Below are 15,480 nucleotides of genomic sequence, written 5' to 3'. Positions count from 1 at the left end.
ACCCTAACCAGCGTGAGCAAGGAAGTGGTGGGCGTCCTGCTGCTGGCCCTGGGTGGTTTCCTGGTGGGCGGCGTCTATTCGGCCTGGAAGACGGCCAAGTTCATGGCCGTGGTGCTGGGCATCGCGGCCGTACTGGCCATCGGCGGCGCCATCTTCTGGTTCGCCAGCTGACCCCGTAAAGCCGTGAAGGCCTCCTTACCGGCCATAAGAGCCGGTAAGGAGGCCTTCACGGACTTTGCGGCTAGCGGCTCGCGCCGACCAGTTCGCGCGGGTCGTCGCCAGGGGCGTCGTCCAGGTGCTTCGTGAGCTTCTCGCCCTCGACGTCGACGTCCGGCAGGATCCGGTCCAGCCACTTCGGCAGCCACCAAGCACCGCGGCCGAGCAGCGACATCACGGCCGGCACCAGCGTCATCCGGACCACGAACGCGTCCACCAGCACGCCGAACGCCAGCGCGAAGCCGATCGACTGGATCAGCGTCGACTCGGCCAGGATGAACCCGGCGAACACGCTGATCATGATCAGCGCCGCCGCGACGACCACGCGGGCGCCGTGCCGGAAGCCGGTGACCATGGCCTCCTGGGGTTCGGCGCCGTGGACGTGCTCTTCGCGCATCCGCGTCACCAGGAACACCTGGTAGTCCATCGCGAGTCCGAAGAGGACACCGATGAGCAGGATCGGCAGCATGCTCATGATCGGCCCGGTCGACTCGACGCCGAGCAGGTCCGTCAGCCAGCCCCACTGGAACACCGCGACCACGGCGCCGAACGTCGCGGCGACCGAGCCGAGGAAGCCGATCGTCGCCTTCAGCGGCACCACGACCGAGCGGAACACCAGCATCAGCAGGATGAACGCCAGCCCGACGATCAGGGCGAGGTAGGGCAGCATCGCGTCGGACAGCTTCTCCGAGACGTCGATGTTCGCCGCCGTCTGCCCGGTGACGGCCAGCTTCGCGCCGGTCGCCTCCTGCAGCGTCCCGGATTCGGTGCGGATCGCCGCGACGAGGTCCTCGGTCTGGGTGCTGCTCGGCCCGCTCTTGGGGATCACCGAGAGCAACGCCGTGTCACCGTTCTGGTTGACCTTCGGCGGGGTGACGGCGGCGACGTCGGGCAGCTTCTGGATGTCGGCCGCGGCCTGGCCGAGCGCGGCCTGGCGGTTGGTGCTCGAGCCGACGTCGACGACGACCAGCAGCGGCCCGTTCGCGCCTTCGCCGAAGCTGCGGCTGACGATCTCGTACGCCTTGTGCTGCGTGGACTCCGGCGCGGCGGTGCTGTCGTTGGGCAGGCCGAGCTGCATGCCGAGGGCGGGCAGCGCGACGACGGCCATCCCGGCCAGCGCGACGAGCAGCACCGGCCAGCGGTGGCGGGCGACGAACCGCGCCCAGCGCTCGCCGTGCGTCGTCTCGACCGGCTTGCGGCGCAGGCGGATCCGCTCGCCGGCGACCCGCTTCCCGGCGAAGCCGAGGATCGCGGGCAGCAGCGTCAGCGCGATGACGACGGCGACCGCGACGGTGACCGCGGCGGCCACGCCCATCTGGCCGAGGAACGGGATGCCGATGACGGTCAGCCCGGCCAGCGCGATGATCACGGTGAGGCCGGCGAAGACGACGGCGGACCCGGCGGTGCCGGTCGCGCGGCCCGCGGCTTCCTCGGGACTGCGGCCGAGCTTGAGCTCGTGCCGGTAGCGCGACACGATGAACAGCGCGTAGTCGATGCCGACGGCGAGCCCGATCATCAGCGCCAGGATCGGCGTGTTCGAGTTCAGCTCGAGGAAGCCGGAGGCGAGGAAGATGCCGCCCATCCCGGTGCCGACGCCGATCAGCGCGGTGAGCAGCGGGATCCCGGCGGCGATCAGCGAGCCGAAGGTGATGATCAACACGACGGCCGCGACCGCGACACCCAGGCCTTCGGTCGCGCCGGTTTCCGGGATGCCCTGCACCGCGTCACCGCCGAGCTCGACGGTGAACCCGGCCGCGCGGGCGGCGTTCGCGGTGTTCAGCAGCGCCTGGCGGTCTTCGTCGGTGAGCTCGTAGGCCTTCGCGCCGTAGCTGACCTGCGCGAGGGCGACACGCTTGTCGGGCGAGATCGACTGGGCCTGGAACGGGTCGACGACGCTCGACACCTTCGGGGCGGTCTTCAGCTGCCCGACGAGCGCCTCGACGGTGGCCTTGCCCCGGGCGTCGGCCACGGTGGTCCCGGCCGGGGCCTCGATCACGACGCGCGCGGTGGCGCCCCCGGCGTTGGCCTGCGGGAACTTCTCGGTGAGCTGGTCGATCGCCCGCTGCGACTCGGTGCCGGGGATGGTCACCGAGTTGGACAGCTGGCCCGACAGCGTCAGCGCGCCCAGTCCGAGGGCCACGAGTACGGCCGCCCAGACGGCCGCGACCAGCGCGCGCCGCCGGAACGACAACCGGCCAAGCCGGTATAGGAAGGTCGCCACGAGTCAGCTCCGTTTCGCCCGAACGGGGTCGGTTCACTCCATCTGATTACTTTCCAAGCTAGCCGATCGGCAAGGAGGCGTCCAAGCCGATCGGCAAGTATGTGACTTGTCGAACAGCAAGGAGTTCGCTTGCCGATCGGCAAGTAAGCGGGTTTGCCCGTGAAGAGGGGCTTGACGTACGCTCCGACGACTCGCTGAGGAGGAAGAATGACCGCCGGCCCGGCCGAGGACACCCGGACCCGACTGCTGCACACCGCGCTGCGGCTGTTCACCGAACACGGGGTCGAAGGCACGTCGCTGCAGATGATCGCCGACGCGCTCGGCATCACGAAGGCCGCGGTCTACTACCACTTCAAGACGAAGGCGGAGCTCACCGAGGCCGTCGCCGAGCCCGGTATCCGCGACCTGGACGAGCTGGTCCTGCGCGCGGCCGCGCAGAAGCGCCGCGGCGCGCAGGTGGACCTGCTGCTGGAGGGGTTCGTCGACCTGGTGGTCCGGCACCGCACGCTGGTGGCGCTGTTCTCGAGCGACCCGGGCCTCATCCGCGCGATCGAGAAGTCGGCCCACGGCGGCATGGAGGGCTTCGGCCAGGCGCTGCTCGGCATCCTGTCGGGCCCGGACCCGGACACGGCGGCCCGCGTCAACGCGATGGTGGCCCTGACGGGCATCGCGATGGCCGGCGGCTCCCCGGACCTGGCCGCCCTCGACGACGAAGAACTCCGCACGGAACTCCTCGACGTCGGCCGCCGCCTCCTGGGCCGCCCCCGCCGCCGAGCCCACCTCCCAGTCTCAACCCTCTAACCCCGCGCCGCCTCCCGCCTCGCGAGTCGACCCTCCAATTACGCGAGTTGACCCCCCAGTCACGCGAGTCGACCCTCCAGTCACGCGAGTCGCCCCCCCAATCACGCGAGATACGCGCCTAATCACGCGAGTCCCGCGCCCAATCACGCGAGTTCGGGTTCTGATCCCGCGAGCCGACCGTCCAGGTACGCGAGCCGACCGTCCAGGTACGCGAGCCGACCGTCCAGGTACGCGAGCCGACCGTCCAGATTCGCGAGCCGACCGTCTGGGTGCGCGAGCCGAGCCCTCGGGCACGCGAGCCGACTGTCCCGATACGCGAGCCGACCCTCTGGGTACGCCCGTCGTCCGCTCAGGTGCGCGTGTCGTCCGTGTCAGGCCAGGCGGTGGAGGTGTTCCGGCGGCACCGCGGCGGTCAGCCAGACGCCGTTCGCGCTCACCTGGAAGGTGCGGCCCGCGGCCGTCATCGCCGCGGCGTCCACGCGCAGGATGACCGGCTTGCCGCGGCGGGCGGCGACCGTCCGGGCCGTGTCGATCGTCGCCGACAGGTGGACGGCGTGGCGGTTCATCGGGCGCAGTCCGTCGCGCAGGATCGCGTCGAGGAACTTCGCCACCGTGCCGTGGTAGAGGACGGCCGGTGGCGTCGCGTTCGTCAGACCGAGGTCGACGGCCACGCTGTGGCCCTGGCTCGCGCGGATCATGGTGCCGGTTTCGTCGAAGGCGTACCGGCGTTTGCTGTTGGTCTCGACGACTTCGTCGAGCTGCTCGCGGGTGAGCGTGAACCCGTGGGCGCGCAGCGCGCGCAGGAGCGCGTCGACCGCCACCCAGCCGCCGGGGCCGAGGGTGAGGCCGATCGCGGCGGGGTCGTGGCGCAGGTGCAGCGCCAGCCGTTTCGAGATGCGGATCATTTCTTTGTCGTTCATTACCTCCCCAGGATCCCGCCGCGGGCAAGCGAATTAGATGCCGCCCTCGACCGCGGGACGCAGTTTGCTGGCGCCGGGCCCGAAGCGCGCGAGGTCGTCGTCGTTGTTGTAGAGCGCGCAGCTGCGCAGGGACAGGCAGCCGCAGCCGACGCAGCCGGTGAGGCGGTCGCGAAGGCGTTGCAGGGCGTCGATCCGGGCGTCGAGCTCGTGCTGCCAGTCGCGGGAAAGGCGGGCCCAGTCGGCCTTCGTCGGCGCGTGGTCGACGGGCAGGGTCGCCAGCGCCGCGCTGATGTCTTCCAATGAGAGGCCGACCCGTTGCGCCGCGCGGATGAACGCGATCCGCCGCAGCACCGAACGCGCGTAGCGGCGCTGGTTGCCCGCCGAGCGCTCCGAGCTGATCAGCCCTCGTTCCTCGTAGAACCGCAGCGCCGTGTGCGGTACCCCGCTGCGGTCTGCCACTTGTCCGATGCTGAGATGTTCGGCGAGCCTCGTCACCGGCTCAGGCTAGCCTTGACTTCGAGTTTAGTCGAGGTTGCATCGTCGGAAGCATGACCACTGCGACCGAACCGGGTTACGCCGAGCTGCCCCGACTGATCTCGCTGATGACGGGCGACGACAAGCACCAAGCCGCCGCCGAGTCCACTGTGGACGTCCTGTGGGTGCTCTACGACGGCGTGCTCGACATCACGACCGAGAACTTCCGCGAGCCGGACCGCGACCGCTTCCTGCTGTCGAAGGGGCACGGGCCGATGGCGTACTACGCCGTGCTGACCGCGAAAGGCTTCCTGGACGAGGCGGAGCTGCCGACGTGGTCCGACCCGGTGTCGCGCCTCGGCCGCCACCCGGACCGGCGGCGGATCCCGGGCGTCGAGATCTCCAGCGGTTCGCTGGGCCACGGCCTCCCGATCGCGCTCGGCACGGCGCTGGGCCTGCGCGCCCGCGGCCTGTTGTCACCCAAGGTGGTGACGCTGATCGGCGACGCGGAACTGGACGAGGGCTCGAACCACGAGGCGATCGTCGTCGCCGCGAGGTTCGCGCTCGAGAACCTCACGACGGTGGTGATCGACAACCGGTCGTCGACGCGCGGCTGGCCGGGCGGCATCGCGCGCCGGTTCGACGTCGAGGGCTGGGAGACGCGCACGGTCCCCGGCCGCGACCATGACGCGCTGTACGACGCGTTCACCACCCCGCACCCGGGCCGGCCGCTCGCGGTCGTCGCCGTCGTCGAACCGAAGGGCTGAACCCATGCGCGACACGTTCTTGACCACGACCGAGCAGATCCTCGACGCCGACCCGGACGTCGCGATCGTCCTGGCGGACATCTCGGCGGCGCAGCTGGCCGGCGCCGCGCGACGGCACCCGGACCGGGTGATCAACGTCGGGATCCGCGAGCAGCTGCTGGTCAGCACGGGCGCGGGCCTGGCGCTGGCGGGGCTGCGGCCGATCGTGCACACGTTCTCGTCGTTCCTGGTGGAGCGCGGGTTCGAGCAGATCAAGCTGGACTTCTCGCACCAGGAGCTGGGCGGGGTACTGGTGTCGTACGGCGCGTCGTACGACATGCCGACGGCGGGCCGGACGCACCAGGCCCCGGGTGATGTGGCGTTGATCGATTCTCTGCCGGGCTGGACGGTGCACGTCCCGGGCCATCCGTCGGAGGCGCGCCGGCTCTTGCTGGAGTCGATCCCGGGAGACGGCCGTGTCTACTTGCGCCTCTCCGCTCAGGAGAACGCCTCGCCGCACTTGGGGGTGGGGTTCACGCGGCTGCGATCGGGCTCTCGCGGGGTCGTGGTGGCGGTGGGGCCGACGCTGGATCGGGTGCTGCGGGCCACTTCCGGCCTGGACGTGACGGTGCTGTACGCGTCGACGATCCGCCCTTTCGACGCGGCGGGCTTGCGGTCGGCGGTGCTCGCTGCTTCGGCTTCGGTCGTGATGGTGGAGCCGTACTTGGCGGGGACGTCGGCGTATTGGGTGTCGGAGGCTTTGTCGGATGTGCCGCACCGGCTGCGGTCGCTGGGGGTGCGACGGGACGCGGAGGTGCGGACGTACGGGGAGATCGCGGACCACGACTTGGCCCACGGGCTGGACGCGGGGTCGCTGGGGCTGTCGATCAGGGAGTTCCTGGGGGAGTAGCCGGAGTATCGATTGTGGGATGTTTGTATCGAACGGTGGGTTTTCGCTGCTGGTCCAGAAGTTTCATGAGCTTCTCGTTGTTCCAACGTTCTTCCACACTGTTGCGCGGCAGTTCGACGTGGAGGCTTTCGTAGAGTTTGAAGCGGTTGAGGTCTATCACGGTGGCCATGACGGCCATGTAGTCGGCGGCGGCGCCTACGCAGGCGCGATAGGTCAACCAGCTGAGGGCGTAGGGTATCAACGCAGCCAGCAGCCACCACCCGTCCGTGGCCAGGCAGCCACAGGCCATCGCGGTGGCGATCAGGAAGACGACACACAGGCGCACGGTCAAGTCGAACTGCTGACGTGCGTCCCGCAAGTGGTCGAGATGCCGTTGCTCCGCGACTAGAGAAAAGTGCTGAGCGGTCGCTATGACGTCGAGCCCGTACTGTTTGCCGACCCGATCTTCCGCGGCGCGCAGAACGTTTCCCAGGCGAGTCGGCATCGTCCTGGCCATGACCGGGAGGGAACGAATAATCCCGAACAACGCGTCGTCGGCGGCCCGTAAGCCGCTGAATTTCGCGCCGTCCTCTGAATCGAACATACTCCTGCGGTGAATTTCCCGGGTCCGGTCGTCCCAAGTCTTCGGATCTTGGCTGTAGAGCTTCCTCAGCAACTCGTCGAGTCCCGTGGCCTGACGTTCGCGAAGCGTCTCTTGGCGCTGGAGCAACAGGTCCAGATGGCGTCGATGACGGCTGATCCGCCAGCGCAGGACGAGCCGCGCCGGACCCGAGCTACCCCAATAGCCTTCGAGCAACCGCGTCATCCCGAACTGCAGCGGGTTCAGTACCAGACCGACTATCAAGGATGCCAGCAAGATCCACAGCAGCGCTCCGGCATAGCTGCTCAAGGTCCAACCGGACAGGGATCTGCCCAGCCGAGGCAGGTTCGGGTGACCACGCCACGCGTCGCTCGCGATCAGAACGGCTCCCCACAGCACCAGGAACAGTGCCGGGATCATGCCGACGACACTGAAATACCGGCCGACTCGGTTGCCGACGGATGTTGCGGCATCTGCGAGTGAGGTGCTCGCGGTCATGAGGTCTTCGCCGGCGGTACGAAACCGCATTTCGAGCAGCTGAGGTCGCCGTAGCTGTTCTTCCTGATACGCCCCTTGCAGCGACGCCTCGGGCAGGCTTCGGGTTTGACGTCCTCGGGATCGGGTTCGCGCTGAGGGTCGCCGGGCTGACGGTAGCTCGGATGGTCGTGCTGGGCGAACGTCGCGGCCCGCGCGGTGCCGACCATCAGCCGCAGCAGGCGCATCGCCTCACCCCGCCCTCCAGGAATGGACCATGTTAGGCCAGCATTCAGGCGCAGTCGACTGCGTGAGGCGGGGTGGGGATGGGGGTTTCGCCCTGGGTGGGGCCTGCTGTGGGCATCGTGGTGGTCGCCCTTGCCGGGGTGTTCGGGGGTGGGTGGGCCTGGCTGGCCTTCGGGGTGGTGGTGGCCGGTGGGGTGGGGATGCTCGGTTGGGTCGTGCTTCGGGACGGCGAGCCCGCTAGCGTGGGCGGTATGGGGTCAACCATTCGGCCGCTCGCGCTCGGGGTCATTCGGCGTGGGGGCGCTCTGCTCGTCTTCGAAGGGCACGACGGAGTCAAGGACGAGACCTTCTACCGGCCGCTCGGTGGGGGGATCGAGTTCGGCGAAACCGGAGCGGAGGCCCTTCGGCGGGAGTTCCGGGAGGAACTCGACGCCGACGTCGAGGTGGGCGCGCGGATCGAGGTGCTCGAGAACGTCTTCGTCTCGGAAGGGCGGACCGGGCACGAGATCGTCTTCCTCTACGACGCCGCGTTCGCCGATCGCGGTTTCTATGCCAAAGAGGAGATGCAAATCCTCGACGACGACTCCACCGCGCGGTGGGTCGACGTCGCGGACTTTCGCGATGGCAGCAAGATCCTCTACCCCACGGGGCTCACCGAGCTGCTCTCACCGGAGCAGTGATCGCGTCGTCGGCTCCAGCAACACCCCCGAAGGCGAAGCAGAGCGGCTGAACGACACCGAAAATGGGCCGTCTTCGCGGACCGGCAGCTGGGGGAAGGTGTTCGGGGACGGCTCCGTCTCGAATGTGGCAAAAGCGGTAGGCGGCGCCGAAAGGGACAGGTACAGCTCCGAGCCCGGTGGTGGTGCCGTCAGACCACGTTGGACCGGGCGTAGCAGCAGGACGTTGTCCGAGTCGATCATCGTCTCGTTCGCTTCGTCGCGGTGGGCCTTCCACGCCGGGCCGAAGTAGAAGGCCTCCAGCGCGTCCTTCCGGGCCTCCATCGACCGGAATCCGCGCAGCCACCAGAACTCGTCCGGGGAAGACGGCACGCGGAACAGGCCGAACAGGTGCGCGCCGGCGGCTTCCTGTGGCTCGACGAACTCGCGCTCGAACAGCTCGATCAGGTCGTCGCGACGACCTGGGTGCAGCGTGTAGCGCCGCAGCTCCAGGACCGTTTCGTACTCGGTGAAAGTCACGAGGCGAAAGCTACCCGGCACCACCGACAAAAAAGGATCAGCGGAACGCGGCCAGCCCCGTGACCGCCTGGCCGAGGGACAGCGCGTGCATCTCCTCGGTGCCCTCGTACGTCAGCACCGTCTCGAGGTTCGCCATGTGCCGCATCACCGGGTACTCCAGCGAAATCCCGTTCGCGCCCAGCATCGTCCGGGCCGTGCGGGCCACCTCGATCGCCGACCGGACGTTGGCCATCTTGCCGAAGCTGACGTGGTTGTGGTGCAGCTGCCCGCTGTCCTTGAGCCGCCCGATCTGCATCGCCACCAGGCCGGCGCGGTTGACCTCGACGAGCAGGTCGGCCAGCTTGCGCTGGGTCAGCTGGAAACCCGCCAGCGGCTTCCCGAACTGCTCCCGCGACAGCGTGTACTCCAACGCCGATTCGTAGCACGCGCGCGCCGCGCCGACGACGCCGAACAAGATCCCGTAGCGGGCCTCGTTCAGGCAGGACAGTGGCCCGCGCAGGCCCTTGACCTCGGGGAACATCGCCGACGAGGGGAGCCGGACACCGTCGAGGACCAGCTCCGCCGTCAGGGACGCCCGCAGGGACAGCTTGTGCTTGACCTCGTTCGCCGTGAAGCCCGGCGTCGACGTCGGGACGACGAAGCCGCGGATGCCGTCGTCGGTCTGGGCCCAGACGACCGCGACGTCGGCGACGGTTCCGTTGGTGATCCACATCTTCGTGCCCGACAGCACCCAGTCGGACCCGTCGCGCACCGCGCGCGTGCGCATCGAGCCCGGGTCGCTGCCCGCGTCCGGCTCGGTCAGGCCGAAGCAGCCCAGCGCGTCGCCGGTGGCCATCCGGGGCAGCCACTCCTGGCGCTGCTCCTCGCTGCCCCACTTGTGGATCGCGTACATCGCCAGCGAGCCCTGCACCGACACGAAGCTCCGCAGGCCCGAGTCGACGGCTTCCAGCTCACGGCACGCGATGCCGTACGCGACCGCGCTGGTGCCGGCGCAGCCGTACCCCTCCAGGTGCATGCCCAGCAGGCCGAGCGAGCCGAACTCCTTCGCCAGCTCCGACGCGGGCAGCGCGCCCGTCTCGTACCAGCCGGCGACGCGGTCCAGCAGGTTGTCCTTCGCGTACGCGCGGACCGCGTCGCGGATGGCGCGTTCCTCCTCGGCGAGCCCGGCGTCGAGGTCCAGGAAGTCGTGCGGATCCGGGGTGCGGCTCATGAGGGCTCCAAGGGGACGCGTCGGTGCGGTCCCCGCAGGAAACCACAGTCAGGCGTCTGTCCCCTGCGTGGCGTTCGTCACGCGGGCGACAGAAGGACGCGCGGTGCAGCGCCGCTCGACCCGCGGCCGGACCTGCTGGCGCGGGATCAGCAGCTCGTTGAACTGGGGGAACGGGACGCTTTCGACGTCGTCGCGCCAGGCGTCGAGCATCTGGGACAGCACATCGTTCTCGGCCATCTCCGCCTCCTGGCGTTTCGGGCGCGCGGAAGCGCGCTCACACGATCGGGTGGCTAGATACCCAGCGACCGGGACGCCGAAACACAGGTCTTCAAGATTCTTCCGGCGCGTCACCCACCCATGGCAGAATCGCGTCGCCGCCGCCATGGCCTCAACTCCCGAGGAGCGCACATGCGCGCACTGCGGACGGCAAGTCTGCTCGCCCTGACCACCACAGCCCTGCTCGGCGGCGCCGGCACCGGCGTTGCCGCCGCCCAGGGCAACCCGTGGCACCAGGTCGGCCACACCACCGCCGAGAACCGCGTGAGCGGCGAGGGCATCACGACGCTCCGGCTGCCCGGGCAGGCCCCCGAGACCGTCTACCGCAACGGCGCGACCATCCCGCAGCCGCTCAAGGACGAGGGCTGGGGCCACGTCGGGGACCCCGACTCCCTGCGCGGCTACGTCTTCGACGTCTACCAGGACACCGTCACCCCGACGCCGACGAAGAAGATGTACCTGGTCACCAAGCCGGACGGGACGACGACGGAGTTCGTCCACCCGCTGCAGGCCGACGAGCCGGCCGTCAACGCGAACGCCCAGGTCGCGGCCACTCCCGACGGCCAGTGGCTGGTCTCCGGCCCGCTCGGCGAGGTCGACCGGCTCTACGTCTCGCCGACGCCGTTCCTCAACCCGCGTGCCCCGCGCGTCGCCGGTGACCTGCCGATCGCCGCCCGCATCCACCTCGACCACCACATCCGCAGCGCCCAGGGCTGCGACTTCGTCAGCTCGACGCGGCTGGTCTGCGCGACGTCGGACCCGAACAACGACCTGTACCCGACGAACCTGCAGCTGCTGCAGGTCGACCTGGCGCGGCCGCTCAACGGTCACGACGTCACGGCGAAGGTGCGCGAGCTCGGCCAGGTGCCGCTGGTCAGCACCTGCACCGGCACGTTCACCCCGGAAGGCGTCGACTACGACACGCCGACGGGGGTCCTGCGGGTCGAGGTCGTGCCGCCGTCGCCGTGCAACACGGTGACCGACGTCTATTCGTTCGAGCGCCGCTGAGCCCTCCGGCTACGCTGTGTGGCGTGTCTCGTGTGGTGATTCTCGACTACGGTTCCGGCAACCTCCGCTCCGCCGAACGCGCTGTGGCGCGCGCCGGGGCCGAAGTCGAGGTCACCGCCGACCCGCACGCCGCCGTCGAAGCCGACGGCCTGGTCGTGCCCGGCGTCGGCGCCTACTCCGCCTGCATGGCCGGCCTGCTGTCGGTCAAGGGGCAGCGGATCATCGGCAAGCGCCTCGCCGGCGGCCGTCCCGTGCTGGGCATCTGCGTCGGCATGCAGATCCTCTTCGAGCGCGGCGTCGAACACGGCGAGGAGACCGAAGGCACGGGGGAGTGGCCCGGCACGGTCGACCGGCTGAAGGCCGACGTGCTGCCGCACATGGGCTGGAACACCGTGCGCGCACCGGCAGACTCTCAGCTGTTCGCGGGCCTCGACCCCGAGGAGCGCTTCTACTTCGTGCACTCCTACGCCGCCCGCACGTGGGAGCTGGAGTCGGGCCTGCCCGGCCGCGAGCCGAAGGTCACCTGGGCCAACCACGGCGAGGACTTCGTCGCGGCGGTGGAGAACGGCCCGCTCTGGGCGACCCAGTTCCACCCCGAGAAGTCCGGTGACGCCGGTGCGCAGCTGCTGCGCAACTGGCTCGCGACCCTCTGACCGGGTGACCGGGGCCGCCGCCCTAGAGTTACCGGCGTGACTTTCACGCTGCTTCCCGCCGTTGATGTGGCCGATGGCCAGGCCGTGCGACTCGTCCAGGGCGAGGCCGGCACCGAGACCTCCTATGGCAGCCCGCTGGAGGCCGCGCTGGCCTGGCAGCGCGACGGTGCCGAGTGGATCCACCTGGTCGACCTCGACGCCGCGTTCGGCAAGGGCAGCAACCGCGAGCTGCTCGCCGAGGTCGTCGGCCGGCTCGACGTGCGGGTCGAGCTCTCCGGCGGCATCCGCGACGACGCCTCGCTGAAGGCCGCGCTGGCCACCGGCGCCCGCCGCGTCAACCTCGGCACCGCCGCGCTCGAGGATCCCGAGTGGACCGCGCGCGTGATCGGCGAGTACGGCGACCGCGTCGCGATCGGCCTCGACGTCCGCATCACCGAGGCCGGCCACCGGCTTTCGGCCCGCGGCTGGACGTCCGACGGCGGTGACCTGTGGGAGGTCCTGGACCGTCTCGACCGCGACGGCGCGTCCCGCTACGTCGTGACGGACGTGAGCAAGGACGGCACGCTGAAGGGCCCGAACCTCGACCTGCTGCGCGAGGTCGTCGCCCGCACCGACGCCCCGGTGATCGCGTCCGGCGGCGTGTCCAGTGTGGACGACCTGGTCGCGCTGGCCGGCCTGGAGTCGGACGGCGTCGAGGGGTCGATCGTCGGCAAGGCGCTGTACGCGGGGGCGTTCACGCTGCCCGAGGCGCTGGCGGCGGTCGCGCGGGTCTGAGGATTACCTCCGGGGTAATCGACGCGGTGCGCGCGGGCGAGCAGGATTCCTTTCAGGACAACGAAAGGACCACCATGACCGCCTACGGAATCGCGCACCTGCGTCCGCCCGCCGTGCTGCCGGAGGACGTCTTCCGGTACCTCGAACGCATCCAGGCCACGCTCGATCCGTACGGCGGCAGGTTCGTCGTGCACGGCGCCGACGTCCAGGTGCTCGAAGGCGAGTGGCCCGGCGCGCTCGTGGTGATCGAGTTCCCGAGCGCCGCGGTGGCTCGCGAGTGGTACGACTCGCCCGCCTACCAGGCGATCCTGCGCCTGCGCGCCGACCACATCCCGGGTGACCTGGTCATCGTCGAGGGCTGCGGGCCGGACCACGACTCGGCGGCCATGGCGGCGGCGCTGCGCGCGGCGGGTTGACGCCGAAAAGCGGCTGACAGGACCACGCCGAACCACTAGGTTGCCGCGGTGGAGGAGATCGTCACCCAGCTCGAGATGACCGCGGCCGGCCAGCTCACCCCGGCGCCGCCGGTCGACGGGGTGACCCTGCGGACCGTCGAGGCCTCGCCGCTCATCCGCGAGCTGCACGTCCGGATCGGGACGCCCTACCGCTGGCCGAGCGCGTCCCGGACCGACGACGACTGGGCGCGCTGGCTCGCCGAGCCGCACCGGCGCTACCGCCTGGTCGAGTACCGCGGGGAGATCGCCGGCGCCGCCGACTTCGAGCCGCAGCCCGGCGACGACGTCGAGATCACGACGTTCGGGCTGCTGCCCGAGTTCGTCGGGAAGGGGCTCGGCGGGTACGCGCTCACGCTCGTCGTCGCGGCCGCGTGGACGGTGCCGGACGCGCGCCGGGTCTGGCTGCACACCTCGACCCTCGATCACCCGAACGCCCTGCCGAACTACCTGCGGCGGGGGTTCCGGGGCTTCACTCGCTCAGCTTGACGGCGATCCCGACCGTCCGGTCGGCCGGGCCGCGCAGCTTCGAGAAGAACATCGACACCCGTCCGACGACGCCGTACTTGCGCCCGATCACCTGCTGGGCCCGCTTGGTCTCCTCGAGGTCCAGCAACCGGGCCTGGCCGCTCGCCACCGCGCCGTGAGTCTTCTTGCCGCGCAGGTCGCAGGCCTGAACCTCGACGCGGCCGCTGTTGCGGATCCGCTTGACCTTGCCCACGTCCCGGACCGAGTTGAAGACGAGCTCGCCGCCGTCGCCGGCGACCCAGATCGGGGTCGGCACGGCGCGGCCGTCCTTGCGGAACGTGGTCAGGACGACGTAGCGCTCGGCCGCGAGCCGATCCGTTTCGGATGCCATGCGTCCACGGTAGTCAGGGCGTCCGGCGCCGCAGCGTCGCCGCGCCGAGGACCAGCGCCAGCAGCGCGCAGCCGGCGACGACCGCCAGGTTCCGCAGGATCACCGCGTCCACCGTCGGCGAAGCCGTGACGCGGTTCAGCGCCTCGACCGCGTAGGACAGCGGCATCACGTCGGACAGCCACCGCAGCGGCCGGCCCATGTCCTCGCGCGCCGCGATCAGGCCGCACAGCAGGATCTGCGGCAGCACGAACACCGGCATGAACTGGATGGCCTGGAACTCGGTGCGCGCGAACGCGCTGACGAACAGCCCGAGCGCCATCCCGAGCAGCGCGTCGAGGACGGCGATCACCAGCAGCAGCGCGACCGGGCCCGCCAGGTCGAGGCCCAGCCACCACAGCGAGACGGCCGTCGCGAGCGCCACCTGGACGACGGCGAGCACGCCGAACGCCAGCGCGTAGCCGAAAAGCAGGTCGAGCCGGCCGAGGGGGAGCGTCATCAGCCGCTCCAGGGTGGCCGTGGTCCGCTCGCGCAACGTCGTGATCGACGCGATCAGGAACATGATCAGGAACGGGAAGACGCCGAGCAGCGCGGGCGCGACGTGGCTGAACACCACCGTCGAGTTGAAGACGTACCGCAGCAGGATCATCAGCAGCGTCGGCACCAGGACCAGCATCACGACGGTGCGCGGGTCGTGCCGCAGCTGGGTCAGGATGCGCCGCGTGGTGGCGAGCGTCAGCGCGGGGCTCACGACGCGACCCGCACGAGCCGCAGGAACGCCTGCTCGAGGTCGGCGGCGCCGGTACGTCGTCGCAGCTCCGCCGGCGCGTCGTCGGCCAGCAGGACGCCCTCGCGCATCAGCAGGAGCCGGTCGCAGCGCGCGGCTTCGTCCATGACGTGGCTGGACACCAGCAGCGTGGCGCCGCCTTCGGCGAGCCGGCGGAACAGCGCCCACAGCTCGTCTCGCAGCACCGGGTCGAGCCCGACGGTCGGCTCGTCGAGCACCAGCAGTTCCGGCTTGCCTAGCAGCGCGACGGCGAGGTTCGCGCGGTTGTGCTGCCCGCCCGAGAGCGAGCCGACGAGCTTCCCGGCGTGGTCGCCCAGGCCCACTTCGCCGATGACCCGGTCCACATCGGACACCGGGGCGCGCAGCACCGCGGCGAAGTAACGCAGCGCCTCGCGGACGGTCAGGTCCGCGTAGATCGCCGGGTTCTGCGTCGCGTAGCCGATCCGGCGCCGCAGCGGCGGGCTGCCCGCGGGCAGCCCCAGCACGGTGACGGTGCCGCTCTCGACGAGCTGCACGCCGACGATCGCGCGCAGCAGCGTCGTCTTGCCGCAGCCGCTCGGGCCGAGCAGCCCGGTGACCACACCGCGCGGGATCGCGAAGTTCACGTCGCGCACCACCGGCCGCCCGCCGCGGCGGACCCGCAGGCCGGTGACCTCGACGGCAGAATTAGTCATGCGATT

21 protein-coding genes are annotated in these 15,480 nt (G+C 70.2%); 10 read left to right on the top strand and 11 right to left on the bottom strand.

The annotated features are described in order from the left end of the window. Positions 1 to 12: 12 nt before the first annotated feature. Positions 13 to 171 (top strand): hypothetical protein, encoded by a 159-nt coding sequence (locus OHS58_RS25205; protein WP_247062838.1) that lies wholly within the window; start codon positions 13 to 15, stop codon positions 169 to 171. 70 nt (positions 172 to 241) lie between these two features. Here the strand turns inward: OHS58_RS25205 and OHS58_RS25200 are convergent, their stop codons facing one another. Further along, positions 242 to 2,437 carry an MMPL family transporter gene (locus OHS58_RS25200; protein ID WP_247062839.1) on the bottom strand — a complete coding sequence of 732 codons (2,196 nt, stop codon included), beginning with the start codon at positions 2,435 to 2,437 and terminating at the stop codon, positions 242 to 244. A gap of 207 nt (positions 2,438 to 2,644) precedes the next feature. Here OHS58_RS25200 and OHS58_RS25195 point away from each other — a divergent pair, with 207 nt between their 5' ends. After that, a complete protein-coding gene (locus tag OHS58_RS25195; protein ID WP_326955050.1) occupies positions 2,645 to 3,238 on the top strand; it encodes a TetR/AcrR family transcriptional regulator in 594 nt (197 codons plus the stop codon). A gap of 371 nt (positions 3,239 to 3,609) precedes the next feature. On the opposite strand, the gene OHS58_RS25190 is transcribed toward OHS58_RS25195, so the two are convergent. Beyond that, the gene (locus OHS58_RS25190) at positions 3,610 to 4,158 is read right to left on the bottom strand and encodes an RNA 2'-phosphotransferase (protein ID WP_328644214.1); all 549 of its coding nucleotides are present in this window, start codon (positions 4,156 to 4,158) and stop codon (positions 3,610 to 3,612) included. A 33-nt stretch (positions 4,159 to 4,191) separates the two neighbouring features. Beyond that, positions 4,192 to 4,653, bottom strand: coding sequence for a redox-sensitive transcriptional activator SoxR (gene soxR / locus OHS58_RS25185; RefSeq protein WP_247062842.1), 462 nt, complete (start codon positions 4,651 to 4,653; stop codon positions 4,192 to 4,194). A gap of 53 nt (positions 4,654 to 4,706) precedes the next feature. Between soxR and OHS58_RS25180 the strand changes: the two genes are divergently transcribed. Next, positions 4,707 to 5,399 carry a thiamine pyrophosphate-dependent enzyme gene (locus OHS58_RS25180; RefSeq protein ID WP_328644213.1) on the top strand — a complete coding sequence of 231 codons (693 nt, stop codon included), beginning with the start codon at positions 4,707 to 4,709 and terminating at the stop codon, positions 5,397 to 5,399. Between the two features lie 4 nt (positions 5,400 to 5,403). After that, positions 5,404 to 6,288, top strand: a complete 885-nt coding sequence (locus OHS58_RS25175) for a transketolase family protein (protein WP_328644212.1) — start codon at positions 5,404 to 5,406, stop codon at positions 6,286 to 6,288. Here OHS58_RS25175 and OHS58_RS25170 read toward each other — a convergent pair. Both OHS58_RS25170 and OHS58_RS25165 read right to left on the bottom strand, forming a co-directional pair. After that, on the bottom strand, positions 6,266 to 7,366 hold the full coding sequence (locus OHS58_RS25170; protein ID WP_328644211.1) for a hypothetical protein: 1,101 nt from the start codon (positions 7,364 to 7,366) through the stop codon (positions 6,266 to 6,268). The genes OHS58_RS25175 and OHS58_RS25170 overlap by 23 nt on opposite strands. Beyond that, positions 7,363 to 7,590, bottom strand: coding sequence for a hypothetical protein (locus OHS58_RS25165; protein ID WP_328644210.1), 228 nt, complete (start codon positions 7,588 to 7,590; stop codon positions 7,363 to 7,365). Before OHS58_RS25165 ends, OHS58_RS25170 begins: the two co-directional genes overlap by 4 nt. Positions 7,591 to 7,698: 108 nt before the next feature. On the opposite strand from OHS58_RS25165, the gene OHS58_RS25160 reads away from it, so the two are divergent. Beyond that, positions 7,699 to 8,268, top strand: coding sequence for an NUDIX hydrolase (locus OHS58_RS25160; protein ID WP_328644209.1), 570 nt, complete (start codon positions 7,699 to 7,701; stop codon positions 8,266 to 8,268). On the opposite strand, the gene OHS58_RS25155 is transcribed toward OHS58_RS25160, so the two are convergent. The 3 genes from OHS58_RS25155 to OHS58_RS25145 are packed head-to-tail and all read right to left on the bottom strand — an operon-like array spanning position 8,254 to position 10,231. Beyond that, on the bottom strand, positions 8,254 to 8,784 hold the full coding sequence (locus OHS58_RS25155; RefSeq protein WP_328644208.1) for an NIPSNAP family protein: 531 nt from the start codon (positions 8,782 to 8,784) through the stop codon (positions 8,254 to 8,256). The genes OHS58_RS25160 and OHS58_RS25155 overlap by 15 nt on opposite strands. Positions 8,785 to 8,821: 37 nt before the next feature. Next, positions 8,822 to 9,994, bottom strand: a complete 1,173-nt coding sequence (locus tag OHS58_RS25150; protein WP_326947382.1) for an acyl-CoA dehydrogenase family protein — start codon at positions 9,992 to 9,994, stop codon at positions 8,822 to 8,824. A 48-nt stretch (positions 9,995 to 10,042) separates the two neighbouring features. Next, positions 10,043 to 10,231 (bottom strand): hypothetical protein, encoded by a 189-nt coding sequence (locus OHS58_RS25145; RefSeq protein WP_326947383.1) that lies wholly within the window; start codon positions 10,229 to 10,231, stop codon positions 10,043 to 10,045. Between the two features lie 171 nt (positions 10,232 to 10,402). Here OHS58_RS25145 and OHS58_RS25140 point away from each other — a divergent pair, with 171 nt between their 5' ends. The 5 genes from OHS58_RS25140 to OHS58_RS25120 all read left to right on the top strand — a co-directional run bounded on the left by OHS58_RS25140 (position 10,403) and on the right by OHS58_RS25120 (position 13,646). Next, positions 10,403 to 11,278: a hypothetical protein gene (locus OHS58_RS25140; RefSeq protein ID WP_328644207.1), complete on the top strand. Its 876-nt coding sequence runs from the start codon at positions 10,403 to 10,405 to the stop codon at positions 11,276 to 11,278. Between the two features lie 32 nt (positions 11,279 to 11,310). After that, positions 11,311 to 11,931, top strand: coding sequence for an imidazole glycerol phosphate synthase subunit HisH (gene hisH / locus OHS58_RS25135; protein WP_247064093.1), 621 nt, complete (start codon positions 11,311 to 11,313; stop codon positions 11,929 to 11,931). Between the two features lie 36 nt (positions 11,932 to 11,967). Then, complete coding sequence (gene priA, locus OHS58_RS25130) at positions 11,968 to 12,705, top strand: bifunctional 1-(5-phosphoribosyl)-5-((5-phosphoribosylamino)methylideneamino)imidazole-4-carboxamide isomerase/phosphoribosylanthranilate isomerase PriA (protein WP_326947385.1); 738 nt, start codon at positions 11,968 to 11,970, stop codon at positions 12,703 to 12,705. 74 nt (positions 12,706 to 12,779) lie between these two features. Further along, positions 12,780 to 13,121: a DUF1330 domain-containing protein gene (locus OHS58_RS25125; protein WP_328644206.1), complete on the top strand. Its 342-nt coding sequence runs from the start codon at positions 12,780 to 12,782 to the stop codon at positions 13,119 to 13,121. Positions 13,122 to 13,169: 48 nt separating this feature from the next. Next, positions 13,170 to 13,646, top strand: a complete 477-nt coding sequence (locus tag OHS58_RS25120) for a GNAT family N-acetyltransferase (RefSeq protein WP_326947387.1) — start codon at positions 13,170 to 13,172, stop codon at positions 13,644 to 13,646. Here the strand turns inward: OHS58_RS25120 and OHS58_RS25115 are convergent. The 3 genes from OHS58_RS25115 to OHS58_RS25105 are packed head-to-tail and all read right to left on the bottom strand — an operon-like array spanning position 13,630 to position 15,474. After that, positions 13,630 to 14,016, bottom strand: coding sequence for a PPOX class F420-dependent oxidoreductase (locus OHS58_RS25115; RefSeq protein WP_326947388.1), 387 nt, complete (start codon positions 14,014 to 14,016; stop codon positions 13,630 to 13,632). The two genes, OHS58_RS25120 and OHS58_RS25115, sit on opposite strands and share 17 nt — an antisense overlap. A gap of 13 nt (positions 14,017 to 14,029) precedes the next feature. Further along, entirely contained in the window at positions 14,030 to 14,764 is a 735-nt protein-coding gene (locus tag OHS58_RS25110) for an ABC transporter permease (protein ID WP_328644205.1), read from the bottom strand. Further along, positions 14,761 to 15,474: an ABC transporter ATP-binding protein gene (locus OHS58_RS25105; protein ID WP_328644204.1), complete on the bottom strand. Its 714-nt coding sequence runs from the start codon at positions 15,472 to 15,474 to the stop codon at positions 14,761 to 14,763. The genes OHS58_RS25110 and OHS58_RS25105 overlap by 4 nt, the downstream gene beginning before the upstream one ends. Positions 15,475 to 15,480: the final 6 nt, after the last annotated feature.

Source organism: Amycolatopsis sp. NBC_00348 (genome assembly GCF_036114655.1).
Classification (GTDB): Bacteria; Actinomycetota; Actinomycetes; order Mycobacteriales; family Pseudonocardiaceae; genus Amycolatopsis.
Note: the sequence above shows the minus strand (reverse complement) of the source record. Positions and strands in the feature narration are given on the sequence as shown.